General features: G+C 62.7%; 16 protein-coding genes. 11 read left to right on the forward strand and 5 right to left on the reverse strand.

From position 1 onward, the window contains the following. The first annotated feature begins 156 nt into the window (after window positions 1–156). Entirely contained in the window at window positions 157–1,053 is an 897-nt protein-coding gene (locus H0I86_RS06505; protein WP_180924433.1) for an NAD(P)-dependent oxidoreductase, read from the forward strand. On the opposite strand, the gene H0I86_RS06510 is transcribed toward H0I86_RS06505, so the two are convergent. Further along, window positions 944–3,232, reverse strand: coding sequence for a putative bifunctional diguanylate cyclase/phosphodiesterase (locus H0I86_RS06510; RefSeq protein WP_180924434.1), 2,289 nt, complete (start codon window positions 3,230–3,232; stop codon window positions 944–946). The genes H0I86_RS06505 and H0I86_RS06510 overlap by 110 nt on opposite strands. A 144-nt stretch (window positions 3,233–3,376) precedes the next feature. Further along, window positions 3,377–3,736 carry a YkgJ family cysteine cluster protein gene (locus tag H0I86_RS06515; RefSeq protein WP_180924435.1) on the reverse strand — a complete coding sequence of 120 codons (360 nt, stop codon included), beginning with the start codon at window positions 3,734–3,736 and terminating at the stop codon, window positions 3,377–3,379. A 337-nt stretch (window positions 3,737–4,073) separates the two neighbouring features. Between H0I86_RS06515 and H0I86_RS06520 the strand changes: the two genes are divergently transcribed. After that, complete coding sequence (locus H0I86_RS06520; protein WP_180924436.1) at window positions 4,074–5,420, forward strand: spinster family MFS transporter; 1,347 nt, start codon at window positions 4,074–4,076, stop codon at window positions 5,418–5,420. Window positions 5,421–5,495: 75 nt separating this feature from the next. Here the strand turns inward: H0I86_RS06520 and rapA are convergent, their stop codons facing one another. Continuing rightward, entirely contained in the window at window positions 5,496–8,342 is a 2,847-nt protein-coding gene (gene rapA, locus H0I86_RS06525) for an RNA polymerase-associated protein RapA (RefSeq protein WP_009047393.1), read from the reverse strand. Window positions 8,343–8,560: 218 nt separating this feature from the next. On the opposite strand from rapA, the gene H0I86_RS06530 reads away from it, so the two are divergent. The 3 genes from H0I86_RS06530 (at window position 8,561) to ccoM (ending at window position 9,553) form a co-directional block, all read left to right on the forward strand. Next, window positions 8,561–8,902, forward strand: a complete 342-nt coding sequence (locus H0I86_RS06530; RefSeq protein WP_180924437.1) for an aspartate-semialdehyde dehydrogenase — start codon at window positions 8,561–8,563, stop codon at window positions 8,900–8,902. Window positions 8,903–9,132: 230 nt separating this feature from the next. Then, complete coding sequence (locus H0I86_RS06535; protein ID WP_023968072.1) at window positions 9,133–9,291, forward strand: hypothetical protein; 159 nt, start codon at window positions 9,133–9,135, stop codon at window positions 9,289–9,291. 145 nt (window positions 9,292–9,436) lie between these two features. Next, window positions 9,437–9,553 carry a cytochrome c oxidase subunit CcoM gene (ccoM, locus tag H0I86_RS32345; protein ID WP_007926603.1) on the forward strand — a complete coding sequence of 39 codons (117 nt, stop codon included), beginning with the start codon at window positions 9,437–9,439 and terminating at the stop codon, window positions 9,551–9,553. Window positions 9,554–9,706: 153 nt separating this feature from the next. Here ccoM and H0I86_RS06540 read toward each other — a convergent pair whose 3' ends face one another. After that, window positions 9,707–11,182, reverse strand: a complete 1,476-nt coding sequence (locus H0I86_RS06540) for an inorganic phosphate transporter (RefSeq protein WP_180924438.1) — start codon at window positions 11,180–11,182, stop codon at window positions 9,707–9,709. A 353-nt stretch (window positions 11,183–11,535) separates the two neighbouring features. Further along, a complete protein-coding gene (locus tag H0I86_RS06545; protein ID WP_009047397.1) occupies window positions 11,536–11,736 on the reverse strand; it encodes a hypothetical protein in 201 nt (66 codons plus the stop codon). Window positions 11,737–11,835: 99 nt separating this feature from the next. On the opposite strand from H0I86_RS06545, the gene H0I86_RS06550 reads away from it, so the two are divergent. From H0I86_RS06550 to pcaF, 6 genes are all read left to right on the forward strand, one after another. Continuing rightward, the gene (locus tag H0I86_RS06550; protein WP_180924439.1) at window positions 11,836–12,180 is read left to right on the forward strand and encodes a hypothetical protein; all 345 of its coding nucleotides are present in this window, start codon (window positions 11,836–11,838) and stop codon (window positions 12,178–12,180) included. A gap of 201 nt (window positions 12,181–12,381) precedes the next feature. Then, entirely contained in the window at window positions 12,382–13,224 is an 843-nt protein-coding gene (gene pcaR / locus H0I86_RS06555) for a pca regulon transcriptional regulator PcaR (protein WP_009047398.1), read from the forward strand. A 312-nt stretch (window positions 13,225–13,536) separates the two neighbouring features. Then, the gene (pcaK, locus tag H0I86_RS06560; RefSeq protein ID WP_180924440.1) at window positions 13,537–14,883 is read left to right on the forward strand and encodes a 4-hydroxybenzoate transporter PcaK; all 1,347 of its coding nucleotides are present in this window, start codon (window positions 13,537–13,539) and stop codon (window positions 14,881–14,883) included. A gap of 297 nt (window positions 14,884–15,180) precedes the next feature. Continuing rightward, complete coding sequence (locus tag H0I86_RS06565; protein ID WP_009047400.1) at window positions 15,181–16,038, forward strand: CoA transferase subunit A; 858 nt, start codon at window positions 15,181–15,183, stop codon at window positions 16,036–16,038. Then, window positions 16,035–16,817 (forward strand): CoA-transferase subunit beta, encoded by a 783-nt coding sequence (locus H0I86_RS06570; protein WP_174248213.1) that lies wholly within the window; start codon window positions 16,035–16,037, stop codon window positions 16,815–16,817. The genes H0I86_RS06565 and H0I86_RS06570 overlap by 4 nt, the downstream gene beginning before the upstream one ends. Then, window positions 16,814–18,019 (forward strand): 3-oxoadipyl-CoA thiolase, encoded by a 1,206-nt coding sequence (gene pcaF, locus H0I86_RS06575; protein ID WP_180925796.1) that lies wholly within the window; start codon window positions 16,814–16,816, stop codon window positions 18,017–18,019. Before H0I86_RS06570 ends, pcaF begins: the two co-directional genes overlap by 4 nt. The last annotated feature ends 21 nt before the right edge of the window (window positions 18,020–18,040 follow it).

Here is an 18,040-nt window from a genome sequence, read left to right on the forward strand (position 1 = left end):
AGGATATCAAAGAGCCATCAAGTGGGATCTCGCGACTTTACAGTGCGATATTGGCCCCAGCGATAGGGATAAGTCTGATGGCCGCTAGGGGGAATCCTTTCCTAAGTTCAGATAAATCGGCCAGTTTTCGGTGATCTTTAATCAAAAGGAGGCAAGATGATGGCAACGTTACCCACCCTCGGGTTCGCCGGTATTGGCCTGATGGGCTTGCCCATGTCTCGCCGTCTGTTGGCGGTGGGTTATCCCCTGGTGGTGTGGAATCGCAACCGGGAAAAATGCACGCCGCTGCTGGAGGTGGGTGCACGACTGGCCGAGACTCCGGCCCGGTTGTGCGAGGCGGCGGACCTGGTGCTGCTGTGCCTGGCCAACACCGAGGTGGTGCGCGAGGTGGTGTTCGGTGCCGAGGGCATTGCCCAGGGAGCCCGGGCCGGCCAGTTGCTGGTGGACCTCTCCAGCCTGGAGCCGACCGCCACCCGGGAAATGGCCGCGCAGCTGGCGAGCACGACCGGCATGGGCTGGGTCGATGCCCCGGTGTCCGGCGGCACGCCTGGTGCCGAGGCTGGCAGCCTGGCGATCATGGTTGGCGGCGAGGCGGCGGATATCGAAAGGGTGCGCCCGGTCCTGCTCAACCTGGGGCAACGGGTGACTCATATGGGCGGTGTCGGCGCGGGCCAGGTGACCAAGGCCTGCAACCAGATGATCGTCGCCTGCAATGCGCTGGTGATCGCCGAAGTGGTGGCGCTGGCCGAGCGTTCCGGGGTCGATGCGTCATTGCTGGCCGAGGCGCTGGCCGGTGGTTTCGCCGATTCCAGGCCGCTGCAGATCCTCGCCCCGCAGATGGCCGAAAGCCGCTTCGAACCGATCAAATGGCATGTGCGCACCCTGCTCAAGGATCTGGACGGCGCGGTGAAGTTCTCTCGTGAGCAGGGCTCGGCCACGCCGATCAGCGGATTGGCCGCACAACTGATGCGCCTGCATGGCGGCCAGGGTTATCTGGAGCAGGATCCCTCGACCCTGGTCCGTCTGTATCGCGAACCGGCATCAGAGGGCTGACCGCGTCGACGGCGGGCAGCATGCGCTGCTCGATCTCGCCGATCACCCCGGGCAACTCTTCCAGGGGCAGCGCCCGGCTGAGCAGGTAACCCTGGATGAAGTCGCAGCCGTATTGAGCGAGGAACTCGTACTGCTGCACGCTCTCGACGCCTTCGGTCACCACCTGCAAATGCAGGGTATGGGCCATGACGATGATCGCCTGGACGATCTCCTTGTCCTGGGTCGACTGGGGCACGTCCTGGATGAACGAGCGGTCGATCTTCAGGGTGTTGAGCGGCAGGCGCTTGAGGTAGGCGAGGGACGAGTAACCGGTGCCGAAGTCATCGATCGACAGCGACACCCCGAGATTGCGGATCTGCCGCAACAGGGCCACGGTGCTGTCGATGTTGCCCATCAGGGCGTTTTCCGTGACTTCCAGCTCCAGGCGCTGGGGCGCGACACCGGCGCTGCTCAGGGCGTTGGCGATCTCCTCGGCCAACTCCTCCCGGGCCAGGTTCAGGGCCGAGCAGTTCACCGCGATTTTCAACTCGGCAAAGCCGTGGCGGGACAGGGCGGCCAGGTCCTCGCAGGCCTTGCGCAGGACCCAGTTGTCCAATTCGGCAATCAGCCCGTTGGCTTCGGCGATCCCGATAAAGCGATCCGGGGCCAGCAGCCCGTGCAACGGATGCCACCAGCGCACCAGCGCTTCGAGCTTGCTGACCTTGCGGCTGCCCAGGTCGTAGATGGGTTGGTAATACAGGGTCAAGCCGGCTTCGTTGCGCAGGGCATTGCGCAGTTCTTCTTCCAGTTGCAGTTCCAGGCTCGCCTTGGTCTTCAGGTTGGTACTGAAGAAATGCAGGCTGTTGCGACCGCTGCCCTTGGATTGATAGAGCGCCAGGTCGGCATGCTTGAGCAGCTCTTCGCTGGTCTTGCCATCGTCGGGAAAGACGCTGATGCCGATGCTGGTGGTCATCACCATGCGTCGCCCCGCCAGCTCAATGGGCTCCTTCATCTTGCTCATGATGCGTTGCGCCATGTGCTGGGCTTCGTCGCGGTCGCTCAAGCTCATGAGGATGCAGAACTCGTCTCCGCCGAAACGCGCCACCACGTCTTCATGGCTGCGGGTGGAGCTTTTGATATGGCCGGCAATCACCTTCAACAGTTCGTCGCCGGCATCGTGGCCGAGGCTGTCGTTGATCCGCTTGAAGTGATCGATGTCGAGGAACATCACCGCCAGCATGCCGCCCTGCACGGTCTTTTCGATGAGCTTTTCGGCGAACAGCTGGTTGAAGCCGCGACGATTGATCAGGTTGGTCAGGGCGTCGTAGTGCGCCACCTGTTGCAGTGCTACCCGGGCCTGGTCCAGTTGGCTCAGCAGGGTGTTGACCCGGCGCAGGTCCTGTTCCTTGTGTTGGAGTTTCTTGTCCGCCAGGGCCGCGCTGATGCTGCTGCCAATGATCAACAGGGCAATGACGGCGATGGTCAGGCCCAGTTGCAAGGGGTTGTCGTCCACCGCGATGGAGGGCGTGCCCGCCGCCGGCAGCACCAGTTTCAACGCCCACATGCCGGTGAAATGCATGGCGACTATGCCGCCCCCCAGCAGCAGGCTGGCTGCGTATTTGAGCAACTGGTGGAACACGCCGCTGCCGTTGCTCAGGTAGCGGGACAGCAGCAGGGCGACCAGGCTCGCGCTGATGGCGATGGCAATCGACAGGCCGAAGAGGTCGGGCTGGTAGTAGGCCGTGGCTGGCGAGCGCATGGCCGCCATGCCGACATAGTGCATGGTGCAGATGCCCAGGCCGATCCAGATCGACGCCAGCAGGTAGCGCCATAGCTGCAACTGGGGATGGCTGAGGGTCTTCATCGCCAGCCAGGATGCAACCACCGCGATCAGCAGCGACAGCAGGGTCATCGGCAGGTCGTAATGGGTTTCGATGGGGATCTGCAGTGCCAGCATGCCGATGAAGTGCATGGCCCAGATGCCGCCGGCCAGGCAGAAGGCGCCGACCCAGCGCCAGCGTTGCTGGGCCGCTGCCAGGTCGACGTGGCGCACCCGTTCGGCCATGTCCAGGGTGGCGAAGCTGCCGGCACAGGCCACCAGATAGGCGAGGATCACCAGCACGGGGTTGTGGTTGCAGGTGAGTAATACTTGCCCGCCTTCGGGGAGCTCGGTAAAAAAAAGCAGACCAAGCCATTCCATCGCATGCCCCGTTTCTTGAGTCATCCAGGGCCAGCCCTGGGTGGCCGGCCAATGGGACTGAGTATAGGAAGCCGGGCCGAGGCCGGGAGCGATGGTGGCAGATTGACTTAAATGATTTCGGAATTCAGTCCATAGCCAATCGAGCTAAGCACTCTGTTCGAAGTACAGCGCCGGCTCCAGGGGCGCGAGCCCGAATGCCGCGCGTGCCGCGTCGCAATCGACGTTCTGTTGGCCATTTTCCCAGGACGCCTCGAATTCGCGGCAGGTGCTGGAACGTTGGTGGTAGATCGAACAGCTGACTTCCTTGCCGACCTCGCCGGTCAGCGCGGTACAGCGGGTCGGCTTGCAATCGGTACCGAGCATGGCGACCCGGCTGGGGCTGATGGACGCCACCAGATCGTCGGGGACCGTACCGCCGGAAGAGGTGCATTCACCCCAGAAAAAAGACACACGAAAGTATGAACAGCAGGCACCGCAATTCAGACACGGACTGGCTTCGGACATGGGCGTATTCAAAGGGGAGGAGGTTGATGAGGGGGTCAGCAAGGCCGCTATTCTAGGCTTCGCAACGGCCTTGGGAAGGGGGCGCGCGAGGTATTTTTCAGGCCCTGCGCAAGCCCTTGAAAAATCGGGCTTTAGCCCCGGTATCCGGGGGCTTTCGGCGGTTTAGGCGGGGGCGCTGGCGCTGTTTGGGCGGTCGTCGAGCGCGGTCGATGGCCTGTGCTTCGGATTGCCTGGTATCAGCCTTACGAATCATTACAGACAAGCGCGGCGGGGCTGACTAGATTGCAACTTCCAGGCTCGGTTGCGTCTGGCCGAATAACAATAAAGAGACCGACCCATGCAGAACTCGACCCAAGCGGCGAATGCCTGGCGCATTCTGTTCCTGTTGTTCCTGGCTAACCTGTTCAACTTCTTCGATCGCACCATTCCGGCCATCATCATCGAGCCGATCCGCATGGAGTGGCATCTGAGCGACTTCCAGATCGGCATCATCGGCACCGCCTTCACCATCGTCTACGCCATTGCCGGCCTGCCCCTGGGGCGCATGGCCGATACCGGCTCGCGCAGCAAACTCATGGGCTGGGGCCTAGCGGTGTGGAGCGGGCTGACCGCGGTCAACGGCCTGGTGGGCAGTTTCTGGAGTTTCCTGCTCGTGCGCATGGGCGTCGGCATCGGCGAAGCCAGCTATGCGCCGGCCGCCAACTCGCTGATCGGCGACCTGTTCCCGGCCCATCGCCGGGCCCGGGCCATGGGCATCTTCATGCTCGGCCTGCCCCTGGGCCTGTTGCTGGCGTTCTTCACCATCGGCGCCATGGTCCAGGCCTTCGACAGCTGGCGCGCGCCGTTCTTTATCGCCGCGGTGCCGGGCCTGTTGCTGGCGGTGTTCATGTTTTTCATCAAGGAGCCCAAGCGCGGGGCGGCGGAGACGGTGAAGGTCTCCCAGGAACGCGTCGACCGGCCGATCCGCCGGGTGCTGGCAATCCCGACCTTTCTCTGGTTGGTGCTGGCCGGGCTGACCTTCAACTTCGCCACCTACGCCTGCAACTCGTTCCTGGTGCCGATGCTGCAGCGTTATTTCCTGATGCCATTGCAGGAAGCCGCGGTGGCGACCGGGGTGATAGTCGGGTTGACCGGCCTGTTCGGACTGACCCTGGGCGGCTGGGTCGCCGATAAGATTCACCAGCGTGTCGCCAACGGCCGGTTGTTGTTCGCCGCCTTCAGCATGCTGATTTCGACCCTGTGCACCGCCTGGGCCCTGCATGCGGGGCGCATCGAGATCGGAGTGTTCGTCGCGGTGTTCAGTGTCGGCTGGCTGTTCGCCTACAACTTCTATACCTGCGTTTACACGGCGATCCAGGATGTGGTCGAACCACGTCTGCGTGCCACGGCCATGGCGCTGTTCTTCGCCGGCTTGTACCTGCTGGGCGGTGGCCTGGGGCCGGTGGTGGTGGGGGCGCTGTCCGATCACTTTGCCCATGCGGCGATGTACGCCGCCGGGGCCGAGCAGATGACCGAGGTGTTCAAGGCGGTCGGCCTGCATGACGCCATGTACCTGATCCCGGTGGCGTTGCTGCTGACCATGCTGTTCCTGTTCCTGGCCTCGCGCTGCTTCGTGCGCGATGCGCAGCGGATGAAGGACGGATTGGTGCCGGGCGCGCCGGCGGAGGCTGCGGTGACCGCCTGAACGGTGCTTCTACAGAAGCTAATAAAAAGGCCCGCATTGTGCGGGCCTTTTTTCATTTACCGGGAGAGCAGGGGATCAGCCCGCCACCAGTACCCGGATCGCTTCCAGGCGCAGCGCCGCTTTCTCAAGCATGGCCAGGCCTTGTTCGCGTTGTTGGCGCAGGGCCACCAGCTCGCTGTCGCGCACGGTCGGGTTGACCGCCTGCAACGCGGTCAGGCGCGCCAGTTCTTCGTCGGTGTCGGCGGCCAGGCGACGTTGCGCCTCGGCCACGCGCTCGGCGTGACGCGGGGCGATCTTCGCCTCGCCGGCGTTGATCTTCGGCGTCAGCTGGTCGCGCTGGGCCTGGATGAACTTGTTGGCGCTGGCCCGCGGCACGCTTTCCAGCTGGTCGTTGAGGGTCTCGAAGGCGACGCGTGCCGACAGGTCATTGCCATTGGCGTCCAGCAGGCAGCGCAGGGCGGCCGGTGGCAGGTAGCGGCCCAGTTGCAGCGAGCGCGGCGCTACCACTTCACTGACGTACAGCAGTTCCAGCAACACGGTGCCGGGTTTCAGCGCCTTGTTCTTGATCAGCGCCACGGCGGTGTTGCCCATGGAGCCGGACAGCACCAGGTCCATGCCGCCTTGCACCATCGGGTGTTCCCAGGTAATGAACTGCATGTCTTCGCGAGACAGTGCCTGGTTGCGGTCGTAGGTGATGGTCACGCCTTCGTCGTCGCCCAGCGGGAAGCTGGCGTCGAGCATTTTTTCGCTCGGCTTGAGGATCAGCGCGTTGTCCGAATGGTCTTCGCTGTCGATGCCGAAGGCGTCGAACAGGGTTTCCATGTAGATCGGCAGGGCGAACTGATCGTCCTGCTCAAGGATCGCTTCCACCAGCGCATCGCCTTCGCCAGCGCCGCCGGAGTTGAGCTCCAGCAGACGGTCGCGACCGGTGTGCAGTTCGGCCTCAAGACGTTCGCGCTCGGTGCGCGCCTCGTCGATCAGCGCTTGCCACTCGCCGTCGTCGGCTTCTTCCAGCAGCGGCAGCAGGCGCGGGCCGAACTGATGCTGCAGGGCGTTGCCGGTCGGGCAGGTATTGAGGAAGGCGTTCAGCGCTTCGTGGTACCACTGGAACAGGCGCTCTTGCGGGCTGGTTTCCAGGTACGGCACATGCAGTTCGATCACGTGTTTCTGGCCGATCCGGTCGAGACGGCCGATCCGCTGTTCCAGCAGGTCCGGGTGCGACGGCAGATCGAACAGCACCAGGTGGTGGGCGAACTGGAAGTTGCGACCTTCACTGCCGATTTCCGAGCAGATCAGCACCTGGGCGCCGAACTCTTCGTCGGCGAAGTAGGCGGCGGCGCGGTCGCGCTCGAGGATGTTCATGCCTTCGTGGAACACCGTGGCCGGGATGCCGGAACGCACGCGCAGGGCATCTTCCAGGTCCATGGCGGTTTCGGCGTGGGCGCAGATCACCAGGACCTTGGTGCGCTTGAGCATTTTCAGCTGGTCGATCAGCCACTCGACACGCGGGTCGAACTTCCACCAGCGCTCTTCTTCGCTGGCATCCGGCTGGGCCTGGAAGCTGACTTCCGGGTACAGCTCGGCGTGCTCGCCCAGCGGCAGTTCCAGGTATTCGTCCGGGCACGGCAGCGGGTAGGGGTGCAGCTTGCGCTCGGGGAAGCCTTGCACCGCGGCGCGGGTGTTGCGAAACAGCACACGGCCAGTGCCGTGGCGGTCCAGCAGCTCGCGCACCAGGCGCGCGCTGGCCTCGCTGTCGCCCTCGTTGACGGCGGCGAGCAGGGCTTCGCCTTCGTTGCCGAGGAAATTGTGGATGGTCTTGTGCGCTTCGGGCGACAGGCGTCCTTTATCCAGCAGTTCCTGCACGGCTTCGGCCACCGGGCGATAGTTTTCGCTCTCGGCGCGGAAGGCGGCCAGGTCGTGGAAACGGTTCGGGTCGAGCAGGCGCAGACGGGCGAAGTGGCTGTCCTGACCCAGTTGTTCCGGGGTGGCGGTGAGCAGCAGGACACCGGGGATCACCTCGGCCAGCTGTTCCACCAGCGCGTATTCCGGGCTGACCTGGTCTTCGTGCCACACCAGGTGGTGGGCTTCGTCGACCACCATCAGGTCCCAGCCGGCGGCGAACAGCGCGTCCTGGGCCTTCTCGTCGTCCACCAGCCATTCCAGGGCCACCAGGGCGAGCTGGGTGTCCTCGAAGGGGTTGGCGGCATCGCTTTCGATAAAACGTTCTTCGTCGAACAGCGCGACCTGCAGGTTGAAGCGCCGGCGCATTTCCACAAGCCACTGGTGCTGCAGGTTTTCCGGGACCAGGATCAGCACGCGACTGGCGCGGCCCGACAGCAACTGGCGATGGATCACCAGGCCGGCTTCGATGGTCTTGCCCAGGCCCACTTCGTCCGCCAAGAGAACCCGCGGCGCGATACGGTCGGCGACTTCACGGGCAATGTGCAACTGGTGGGCGATCGGCTGGGCGCGTACGCCACCCAGGCCCCACAGCGACGATTGCAACTGGCGGCTGGTGTGTTCCAGGGTGTGGTAGCGCAGGGAGAACCAGGCCAGCGGGTCGATCTGCCCGGCGAACAGACGGTCGCTGGCCAGACGGAACTGGATGAAGTTCGAGAGTTGGGTTTCCGGCAGGGTGACGACTTCGTTCTGCCCGTTGAGGCCGTGATAGACCAGCAGGCCGTCGACGTCGTCGACTTCGCGCACGGTCATCTTCCAGCCTTCGAAGTGGGTGATGGTGTCACCCGGGGAAAACCTCACGCGAGTGAGGGGCGCATTCCGTAGCGCATACTGGCGAGTGTCGCCAGTGGCCGGATAGAGCACGGTCAGCAAGCGGCCGTCCTGTGCCAGAACGGTGCCTAGGCCTAGCTCGGCTTCGCTGTCACTAATCCAGCGTTGCCCCGGTTGATACTGCTGCGCCATGCTGCCTGACTCCCGCCTTGAAAAAGCCGACTATGTTAACGGATCGGCGCCCTCAGGCCAAAGAACTCTAACAAAAACAACTACGCTGGAAGGTAGCGTATCGGGCGCATTTGTCGGGGTCGGGGCACTATCGGGTGACGACTGGGTCACAAGTTTGCGACCGATGGCTCAAGTCGCCCCCGCAGCAGCCGACAGCCTGCCGACAGGAGACCAATAATATGCTGCCCCCGATGCTGCCCTTGAGTGCCGTGCCCGTGACCTCCCAGCAGGATCCGATCCGGCCGCGCCCGGATATCCCGCCGGTGGTGCCGGTGCAACAGAGTTCCAACGAAAGCACCATCGACCTGCAAAAACGCGATGCCGAACAGTCGGCGCTGCTGCTGCGCGAAGAACAGCAGCGCCAGCAGCAAAGGCATAAACGCCAGCGCGAAGCCGAGGACGATCCCGAGCTGCACCTGGCCGTGCCTGGGGACGAGTTGAATGCCGACAATACCGTGCCGGTGGTGCCGCTGATCGAGGATGCGCCACGCCAGGGGCTGTGGGTCGACGTCGAGGTTTAGATAGCGCTCTTTAATGCCTGCAACAGCGAGGCAAGAAATCACACGCCGCAATCGGCACGATGCTGGTCAAATACGGCGGACCTCCACCTTTAATTGCGCTCGATACCTGCCGATCACTGGTCAGCCGCCGCGTCACGCCGCATTATTGGCAAACCCGCAAGGGCCGCAGCCGCGCTATCTATATATAGAGGCTGCGGTCGACATTGACCTGAATGATGCAAGCCAACGCCATGAGCCAAGACGACAACCTGATCGACCTGAACGCCGAACGTGCCAAGCGTGTGCATGACTTGAAGGAAAAGCGCCTGAATGAAGTGCGCCAGGCATTCGAGCAGGCAATGCCCTTGGGCAAGCCGAAGAAGAAACCGAAAAAGCCGAAAAAGCGCTGAACCGGGCGCGATCTGTTGATGTAAGTCAGTTATTTCCCCTCCCTGTCGTCCTGTCTTGGGCGACCATTGACCCCGGTCAATTTTCCCCGCCGCCTCTTTGGTTAACTTAGCCCCATCGCAACAGGGCAAGAGCAGGAGGCCAGTCATGTTTTTCGACAATGTGGTGATCGCCGGAGTGCTGACTGTCGGCCTCATGGTTCTGTTTTTCGCCGGGTTTGGATTTTTCATCTGGAAAGATGCGCATAAACGCAAAAAACCTTAAGTCTTTCCGGTAACGAGCACGCAAGGCATTTTGGGCAACTTCGGTTGCCCTTTTTTTTTGCCTGTGTGTTTTGTGGGGGAACGATCACTTCCTTCAGGCATAAAAAAGGTGCGACCCGAGGGGCGCACCTTTTTTTGTCGCGGACCGAGCGAATCAGGTCCCGAGGGCCTTCGAGGCCAGCCAGAACAGACCGGCCGACAGCGCCACGGTCGCCGGCAGGGTCAGCACCCAGGCCAGCAGGATGGTGCGTACGGTGCCGCTTTGCAGGCCGCTTTTGTTGGCAACCATGGTCCCGGCCACACCCGACGACAGCACGTGAGTGGTCGATACCGGCAGGCTGAAGATATTGGCCATGCCGATCAGGCCGGCGGCGGTGATCTGCGCCGACATGCCCTGGGCATAGGTCATGCCTTGCTTGCCGATCTTCTCACCGATGGTCTGCACCACACGTTTCCAGCCGATCATGGTCCCCAGGCCAAGGGCCAGGGCCACGGCCAGGATCACCCAGAACGGCGCGTATTCGGTGGTGGCGGTCAGGTCTTTGCGCAACTTGTCCAGGTCAGCCTTTTCCCGGACCGCGAGGTGCGGCAGCTTGCCGACTTTCTTCGCGGTGTCGTCCAGGCAGAGCAGGTAGCGACGCACTTCGATGCGGCTTTCGGCCGGCAGCGAGTGATAGTCGGCTACACCCTTGAGGGTGCCCAGCAGCGCGGCGATGGTCGGTTCGGTCTGCTGCGGGTTGCAGCGGAACTTGCCTGGCAGATCGTCCTTCACGCTTTTGCCCAGGGCCAGGAACTCGCCCAGGGAGTCCTGGTTGCGTTGGTAAAACTGGCTCAGGTGCAGGGTGGCGTCGCGGGTACGTTCGATCTGGTAGGTGGTGCTGTTCAGGTCGAGCACGAACTGCGCGGGCACGATACCGATCAGTACCAGCATGATCAGGCCGATGCCTTTCTGGCCGTCGTTGGAACCGTGCACGAAACTCACGGCCATGGCCGAGATCACCAGCACCAGGCGATTCCAGAAGGGCGGGTGTTTCTTGTCGTCGACCTTGCGGCGTTGTTCCGGGGTCTTGTGCATCTTCGAGATCGGGCGCCACCACTTCAGGCCGATCAGCACCAGGGCGGCAATCAGGAAGCCGGCCATGGGCGAGAACACCAGGGAAGCACCGATGTCGATCGCCTTCTGCCAGTTCACGCCATCGCCCAGCGGGATGTCGTTGAGCAGGGCATTGGCCAGGCCGACGCCGAGGATCGAGCCGATCAGGGTGTGGGAGCTGGAAGCGGGAATACCGAAGTACCAGGTGCCCAGGTTCCAGGTGATGGCCGCGGCCAGCAACGAGAAGACCATGGCCAGGCCGTGGCCGGTGTTGACATTGATCAGCAGCTCGACCGGCAGCAGATGGACGATGGCATAGGCCACGCCGACGCCGCCCAGCAGCACACCGAGGAAATTGAATACACCGGAAAAGAATACGGCCAGGTGCGGCGGCATGGCTTTGGTGTAGATAACAGTGGCAACCGCATTTGCGGTGTCATGAAAGCCGTTGATGAACTCGTAGGCGAGGACAAAAGCCAGGGCGAGCAAGAGGCTCACAAGCACCCAAGCATCCAGTCCGCTGAATAAATCGATCATGAAGGTTTTCTGACCCGGTCGTAAGGGGGCGCGATTATGCCAGAAAACCCTGGTAATCGATGCACTAGGTGCTGGTTGGTAACATTCTTCAACGAAAAAGCCGGAAGCAGGCCAATGGCCATGATTTTTTTCGAGGCATGGGCAAGTCCTTGATTTTACTGGGGCTCATCCTCAAGGTCAGGGATGCAAGGCTCAGCCAAACGTCTCAAACGCTTGTATGAAATTTCACTTCCATGACAGTTTTTGAGCCCTTGAGTCCCATCCGCGATTGCACGGCGGATGCCCGGCCGACCTTGCGATCGGCATTTATCTGCAAGGGCATCGAGCAGTGCGAAAGCTTCAGGCGAAGAGCGTCACGGCTGTTCTGCCTTGAGCTCTTTTTCCATCTTTTGCAGTTCTTGGGTAAATGCCTGGTCGAGAATGCTGGCGCGCTTTCGCCAAGGTTTGCGTTCCGGTTCAGGCTGGGCGGCGTAGGTGGTGACTTCGCCTCCGTAAACTTCCTTGTAACGTTGTTCCTGGCGCTCAAGTTCCGCGCGCAGTTCGTCTTTCGTCACAGTGTTACCTAACTGAGTTGAGATTATCCCGATGATACGCATTGCCTAGATCGGGTTTATCAAACCGCTTCGCACTCGGCTCGATTAAAGGAGCCAGGATTGCGATGGGGCTCGCCAAACCGCTTCTTGTTGCATGCGGCCACGCCACCGGACAAGAACAGCTGTCGTAGCAACAGTCACTTTTTTGCAAGCACATTGGCCGGGCATATTGAGATGAGCGTCAAGCGCTTGCAGCAGGAAGCGTCACTTACCGATACGCAACCTGATGATGCTGCCGAGCGCAGAAAAGCGTCGGTGATCACTTTGCTCATTATAGCGGCGGCCATGAATAACTCTATCGGCAATAAGTTAAAAATCGTCAACTTGATATCAGGGTTTTGTTACACGAAAGTTTTAAGCCGAATGATGAGAGTGGTGACACCGCAGTTCTGTAACAAGGCCTGACAAGTTGCCTGGACTAACACGGAAGAAATGAGATTTTTATTGGCGGCGAAAAAACGCCACATCGCGTAGAAGCACTTAATCGCTATGGATTGCGATTATCGGTCGATGGTTCGATAATCGCCCGATGTTGGCTGTACAGGCTTGTGCATCCTCTCCAGTACGGCTTGTAATAAGCCAGACTTCCGTCGCAGAGAACCTGAAATGAACGATCAATTGCGTAATTCCTTCGCTTCCGCCGCGCCACCGATCGTCGCTTCGCCGGCCAAGCGGATTCAGGCGCTGACGGGTGATCCGGATTTCATGACTTCTCTGGCTCGCGGCCTGGCAGTGGTCCAGGCCTTTCAGGAGCGCAAGCGCCATCTGACCATCGCCCAGATCAGCCACCGCACGGAGATCCCCCGGGCCGCCGTGCGCCGCTGCCTGCATACCCTGATCAAGCTCGGTTACGCCACCACCGACGGCCGCACCTATTCGCTGCTGCCCAAGGTGCTGACGCTGGGGCACGCCTATCTGTCTTCCACGCCGCTGGCGGTGTCGGCCCAGCCTTACCTGGATCGCATGAGCGAGCAACTGCACGAAGCCTGCAACATGGCCACCCTGGAAGGCGACGACATTCTGTACATCGCCCGTTCGGCCACCACCCAGCGCCTGATCTCGGTCGATCTCTCGGTCGGTGGGCGCCTGCCGGCCTACTGCACGTCCATGGGCCGGATCCTGCTGGCAGCGCTGGATGACGCTTCGTTGCGCGAATACCTCGAGCATGCCGACCTGCAAGCCAAGACCAGCCGTACCCTGCACACACCGGAGGCGCTGCTCGAATGCCTGCAACAGGTTCGGCAGCAGGGCTGGTGCATCGTCGATCAGGAGCTGGAGCAAGGCCTGCGTTCCATTGCCGTGCCGGTGTACGACGCTTCGGGCCAGGTGCTGGCCGCACTCAACGTCAGTACCCATGCCGGCCGCGTCAGCCGCGCCGAGCTGGAGCAACGCTTCTTGCCGGGCCTGCTCAGCGCCAGTCGCGACCTCAGCGCCCAATTGTTCGCTTGAGGGCTGCCTGTTTAAGCTGTTCGATAAACGCACAGATACGCGCTTGCTGAATTGACGCTCTTTCCCTTGCCTCATTAATGTCGCGGCAGCGTCATCCGGCCACTGGAGCTCTGCCTCTCCAATGGCCGCCTGGCGACCCCATAATAATGAAGAGGCCAGCCCCCCATGAGCATCGCCCGCGCACCCAGCCGCGCTCCTTTATCCGGCTTTCGCCTGCCGATGGCCTGATCCCGCACGACCCTTTTTCGATTTGAACCGACCAGCCCAGGCTGGCACCTGTTCGCCTGCGTTTTTTCGCGTGGAATAAAAATAATGAACCAGCCTCAATCCGCTGTAGGGAACTGCCTTGATGTGCAGTCCTTTATCAATGCCCAGCCGCTGTCGCGCTATCAGTGGCGGGTGGTGATCCTGTGTTTCCTGATTGTCTTCCTCGATGGCCTCGACACCGCGGCCATGGGGTTCATCGCGCCGGCGCTGTCCCAGGATTGGGGCATCGACCGCGCCAGCCTCGGTCCGGTGATGAGTGCGGCGCTGATCGGCATGGTGTTCGGGGCGCTGGGCTCCGGCCCGCTGGCTGACCGCTTCGGGCGCAAAGTGGTGCTGGTAGGGGCGGTACTACTGTTCGGTGCCTTCAGCCTGGCGTCGGCCTACAGCACCAATGTCGACCAGTTGCTGGTGCTGCGTTTCCTCACCGGCCTGGGCCTGGGCGCCGGCATGCCGAATGCCACCACGCTGCTCTCCGAGTACACCCCCGAGCGCCACAAGTCGTTGCTGGTGACCAGCATGTTCTGTGGTTTCAACCTGGGCATGGCCGGTGGTGGTTTCATTTCCGCCAAGCTGATTCCGGCGTTCGGCTGGCACAGCCTGCTACTGATCGGCGGGATCCTGCCGCTGATCCTGGCGCTGGTATTGCTGGTCTGGCTGCCGGAGTCGGCGCGTTACCTGGTGGTGCGCAATCGTGGCACCGATAAGGTGCGCAAGGCCCTGGCGCCGATCAAGCCGGGCACGGTCGGCCAGGCCGCGAGCTTCAGCGTGCCGGAACAGAAAACAGTGAAGGCGCGCAACGTGTTCGCGGTGATTTTCTCCGGGACCTACAGCGTCGGCACCTTGCTGTTGTGGCTGACCTATTTCATGGGGCTGGTGATCGTGTACCTGCTGACCAGCTGGCTGCCGACCCTGATGCGCGACAGCGGCGCGAGCATGGAGCAGGCAGCCTTTATCGGCGCGCTGTTCCAGTTTGGCGGGGTACTCAGCGCCGTGGCGGTGGGCTGGGCCATGGACCGCTTCAACCCGCACAAGGTCATCGGCACCTTCTACCTGCTGGCCGGGGTCTTCGCCTACGCGGTCGGGCAAAGCCTGGGTAACATCACCTTGCTGGCGACCCTGGTGCTGATCGCCGGTATGTGCGTCAACGGCGCGCAATCGGCGATGCCGTCCCTGGCCGCGCGCTTCTATCCGACCCAGGGCCGCGCCACCGGCGTGTCGTGGATGCTCGGCATCGGTCGCTTCGGGGCGATCCTCGGGGCCTGGATGGGCGCCACGCTCTTGGGGCTGGGCTGGAACTTCGAGCAGGTGCTGACCGCGCTGGTGATCCCGGCGGCGCTGGCAACCACGGCGGTGGTGATCAAGGGCATGGTCAGTCATGCGGACGCGACCTGATCGAATGAGCAAAGCGCTCCCGAGGGGGCGCTGAATACCGGTAGCCGCTGCCGCAGGCTGCGATAAGGCCGAAGGCCTTCAGCAATCCTGAGGTCTTCGCGACCGTTCCGGTCGATCGCAGCCTGCGGCAGCGGCTACGGCGCAATCGATAGTCAGGCAACAATCTGTTCGATAAACGAACGCTCAGTCGATTATCGGATTGTTTGGGTTTTTCCCCCGGCTTAATCTTCAGTCACTCAGGCGTATCCCTCGCGCCTTTTTCTTCCAGTCGCTCAATAACAATCGGGAGATCCCTCCATGGCTGAAATCCTTTCGCTGCACGATGCGGTGAAGCAGTTCGTCAACGACGGCGATACCGTCGCGCTCGAAGGCTTCACCCACCTGATCCCCACGGCCGCGGGTCACGAAATCATTCGCCAGGGCAAAAAAGACCTGACCCTGGTACGGATGACCCCTGACCTGATCTACGACCAGTTGATCGGTGCCGGTTGTGCCCGCAAGCTGATTTTCTCCTGGGGCGGCAACCCGGGCGTCGGCTCCCTGCATCGCCTGCGGGACGCGGTCGAGAAGCAATGGCCGCATGCCCTGGAAATCGAAGAACACAGTCACGCCGACCTGGCCAACGCCTACGTGGCGGGCGCCTCGGGCCTGCCATTCGCGGTGTTGCGCGCTTATGCCGGCTCCGACCTGCCGAAGGTCAACCCGCTGATCAAGAGCGTGACCTGCCCATTCACCGGTGAAGTGCTGGCCGCGGTGCCATCGGTACGCCCTGATGTCACCGTGATCCACGCGCAGAAAGCCGACCGCAAGGGCAACGTGCTGCTGTGGGGCATCCTCGGCGTGCAGAAGGAAGCCGCCCTGGCCGCCAAGCGCTGCATCGTCACCGTGGAAGAAATCGTCGACGACCTGAACGCCCCGATGAATGCCTGTGTGCTGCCGACCTGGGCCCTGAGCGCGGTCTGCCATGTGCCGGGCGGCGCCCATCCGTCCTACGCCCACGGTTACACCGAGCGCGACAACATCTTCTACCAGGCCTGGGACCCGATCGCCCGCGACCGTGAGACCTTCACCGCCTGGATCAACGAATACATCCGCGGCAGCGCTGACTTCAGCGAATTCCAGGCCAAGCTGGCCGCAGCAACGGGGGCCAAATAATGACTTACACCACCAATGAAATGATGACCGTTGCCGCCGCCCGCCGCCTGCAGAACGGCTCGGTGTGTTTTGTCGGGATCGGCCTGCCGTCCAAGGCCGCCAACCTGGCGCGCCTGACTTCGTCGCCGGACGTGGTGCTGATCTACGAATCCGGCCCGATCGGCGCCAAGCCCAGCGTGCTGCCGCTGTCCATCGGTGACGGCGAGCTGGCCGAGACCGCGGACACCGTGGTGCCGACCGGCGAGATCTTCCGCTACTGGCTGCAAGGCGGACGTATCGACGTCGGTTTTCTCGGTGCCGCCCAGGTCGACCGTTTCGGCAACATCAACACCACGGTGGTCGGCGACTACCACCAGCCGAAAGTCCGCCTGCCAGGTGCTGGCGGTGCGCCGGAGATCGCAGGTTCCGCCAAAAGCGTGCTGATCATCCTCAAGCAGTCGTCGCGTTCCTTTGTCGACAAGCTCGACTTCATCACCTCGGTCGGTCACGGCGAAGGCGGCGATTCGCGCAAACGCCTGGGCCTGCCAGGGGCAGGGCCGGTGGGGATCATCACCGACCTGTGCATCATGGAGCCGGAAGCCGGCACCCATGAGTTCGTGGTGACCTCGCTGCACCCGGGCGTGACCCGCGAGCAGGTAGTGGCCGCCACCGGTTGGGCGATCCGTTTCGCCGACCAGGTCGCAGAGACCGCCGCGCCGACCGAGATCGAACTGACCGCCCTGCGCGACCTGGAAGCCCGAACCGCCGCGGCCCATGGCCAGACTCCGGGAGAAGCCTGATGCGCGAAGTGTTTATCTGTGACGCCATTCGTACCCCCATCGGCCGCTTTGGTGGTGGCCTGTCGACGGTGCGTGCCGACGATCTGGCCGCCGCGCCGATCAAGGCGCTGATCGAGCGCAACCCATCGGTGGACTGGAGCGCGGTGGACGAGGTGTTCCTCGGCTGCGCCAACCAGGCCGGCGAAGACAATCGCAACGTGGCTCGCATGGCGCTGCTGCTGGCCGGGCTGCCGGAAACCATTCCGGGCGTGACCCTCAACCGCCTGTGCGCTTCGGGCATGGATGCCATCGGTACCGCCTTCCGCGCCATCGCCAGTGGCGAGATGGAGCTGGCCATCGCCGGCGGAGTCGAGTCGATGTCCCGCGCGCCCTTTGTCATGGGCAAGGCCGACACCGCCTTTTCGCGCAACATGAAACTGGAAGACACCACCATCGGCTGGCGCTTCATCAACCCGCTGATGAAGGCCCAGTACGGCGTGGATGCCATGCCGCAGACCGCCGACAACGTCGCCGATGACTATCAGGTGTCGCGCGCCGACCAGGATGCCTTCGCCCTGCGCAGCCAGCAGCGCACCGCCGCTGCGCAGGCCGCCGGGTTCTTCGCCGAGGAAATCGTCCCGGTGCGTATCGTCCACAAGAAGGGCGAGACGGTGGTCGAGCAGGACGAGCATCCGCGGGCCGATACCTCGCTGGAAACCCTGAGCAAGCTCAAGCCGGTCAATGGCCCGGACAAGACCGTCACCGCCGGCAACGCTTCGGGCGTCAACGATGGGGCGGCGGCGCTGATCCTGGCGTCGGCCGGGGCGGTGAAAAAGCATGGCCTGACCGCCCGTGCCCGAGTGCTGGGCATGGCCAGCGCCGGCGTCGCGCCACGGGTGATGGGCATCGGCCCGGTGCCAGCGGTGCGCAAGTTGACCGAGCGCCTGGGCGTGGCGGTCAGCGATTTTGATGTGATCGAACTCAACGAAGCCTTCGCCAGCCAGGGCCTGGCGGTGTTGCGCGAACTGGGCCTGGCGGACGACGCGCCCCAGGTCAACCCCAACGGCGGCGCCATCGCCCTTGGCCATCCGCTGGGCATGAGCGGCGCGCGCCTGGTATTGACCGCCCTGCACCACCTGGAAAAGACCGGTGGCAAGAAAGGCCTGGCGACCATGTGCGTGGGTGTCGGCCAGGGCCTGGCACTGGCCATCGAGCGCGTCTGACGCGCTTTTTATAAGAACGAG

This window comes from Pseudomonas chlororaphis subsp. aurantiaca, from assembly GCF_013466605.1.
Taxonomy (GTDB): Bacteria; Pseudomonadota; Gammaproteobacteria; order Pseudomonadales; family Pseudomonadaceae; genus Aquipseudomonas; species Aquipseudomonas chlororaphis_I.

Bases quoted from the DNA above. Each gene is read 5' to 3' on its own strand.
- H0I86_RS06505 (WP_180924433.1), top strand. From the start codon at position 157: ATGATGGCAACGTTACCCACCCTCGGGTTCGCCGGTATTGGCCTGATG.
- H0I86_RS06510 (WP_180924434.1), bottom strand. From the start codon at position 3,232: ATGGAATGGCTTGGTCTGCTTTTTTTTACCGAGCTCCCCGAAGGCGGG.
- H0I86_RS06515 (WP_180924435.1), bottom strand. From the start codon at position 3,736: ATGTCCGAAGCCAGTCCGTGTCTGAATTGCGGTGCCTGCTGTTCATAC.
- H0I86_RS06520 (WP_180924436.1), top strand. From the start codon at position 4,074: ATGCAGAACTCGACCCAAGCGGCGAATGCCTGGCGCATTCTGTTCCTG.
- rapA (WP_009047393.1), bottom strand. From the start codon at position 8,342: ATGGCGCAGCAGTATCAACCGGGGCAACGCTGGATTAGTGACAGCGAA.
- H0I86_RS06530 (WP_180924437.1), top strand. From the start codon at position 8,561: ATGCTGCCCCCGATGCTGCCCTTGAGTGCCGTGCCCGTGACCTCCCAG.
- H0I86_RS06535 (WP_023968072.1), top strand. From the start codon at position 9,133: ATGAGCCAAGACGACAACCTGATCGACCTGAACGCCGAACGTGCCAAG.
- ccoM (WP_007926603.1), top strand. From the start codon at position 9,437: ATGTTTTTCGACAATGTGGTGATCGCCGGAGTGCTGACTGTCGGCCTC.
- H0I86_RS06540 (WP_180924438.1), bottom strand. From the start codon at position 11,182: ATGATCGATTTATTCAGCGGACTGGATGCTTGGGTGCTTGTGAGCCTC.
- pcaR (WP_009047398.1), top strand. From the start codon at position 12,382: ATGAACGATCAATTGCGTAATTCCTTCGCTTCCGCCGCGCCACCGATC.
- pcaK (WP_180924440.1), top strand. From the start codon at position 13,537: ATGAACCAGCCTCAATCCGCTGTAGGGAACTGCCTTGATGTGCAGTCC.
- H0I86_RS06565 (WP_009047400.1), top strand. From the start codon at position 15,181: ATGGCTGAAATCCTTTCGCTGCACGATGCGGTGAAGCAGTTCGTCAAC.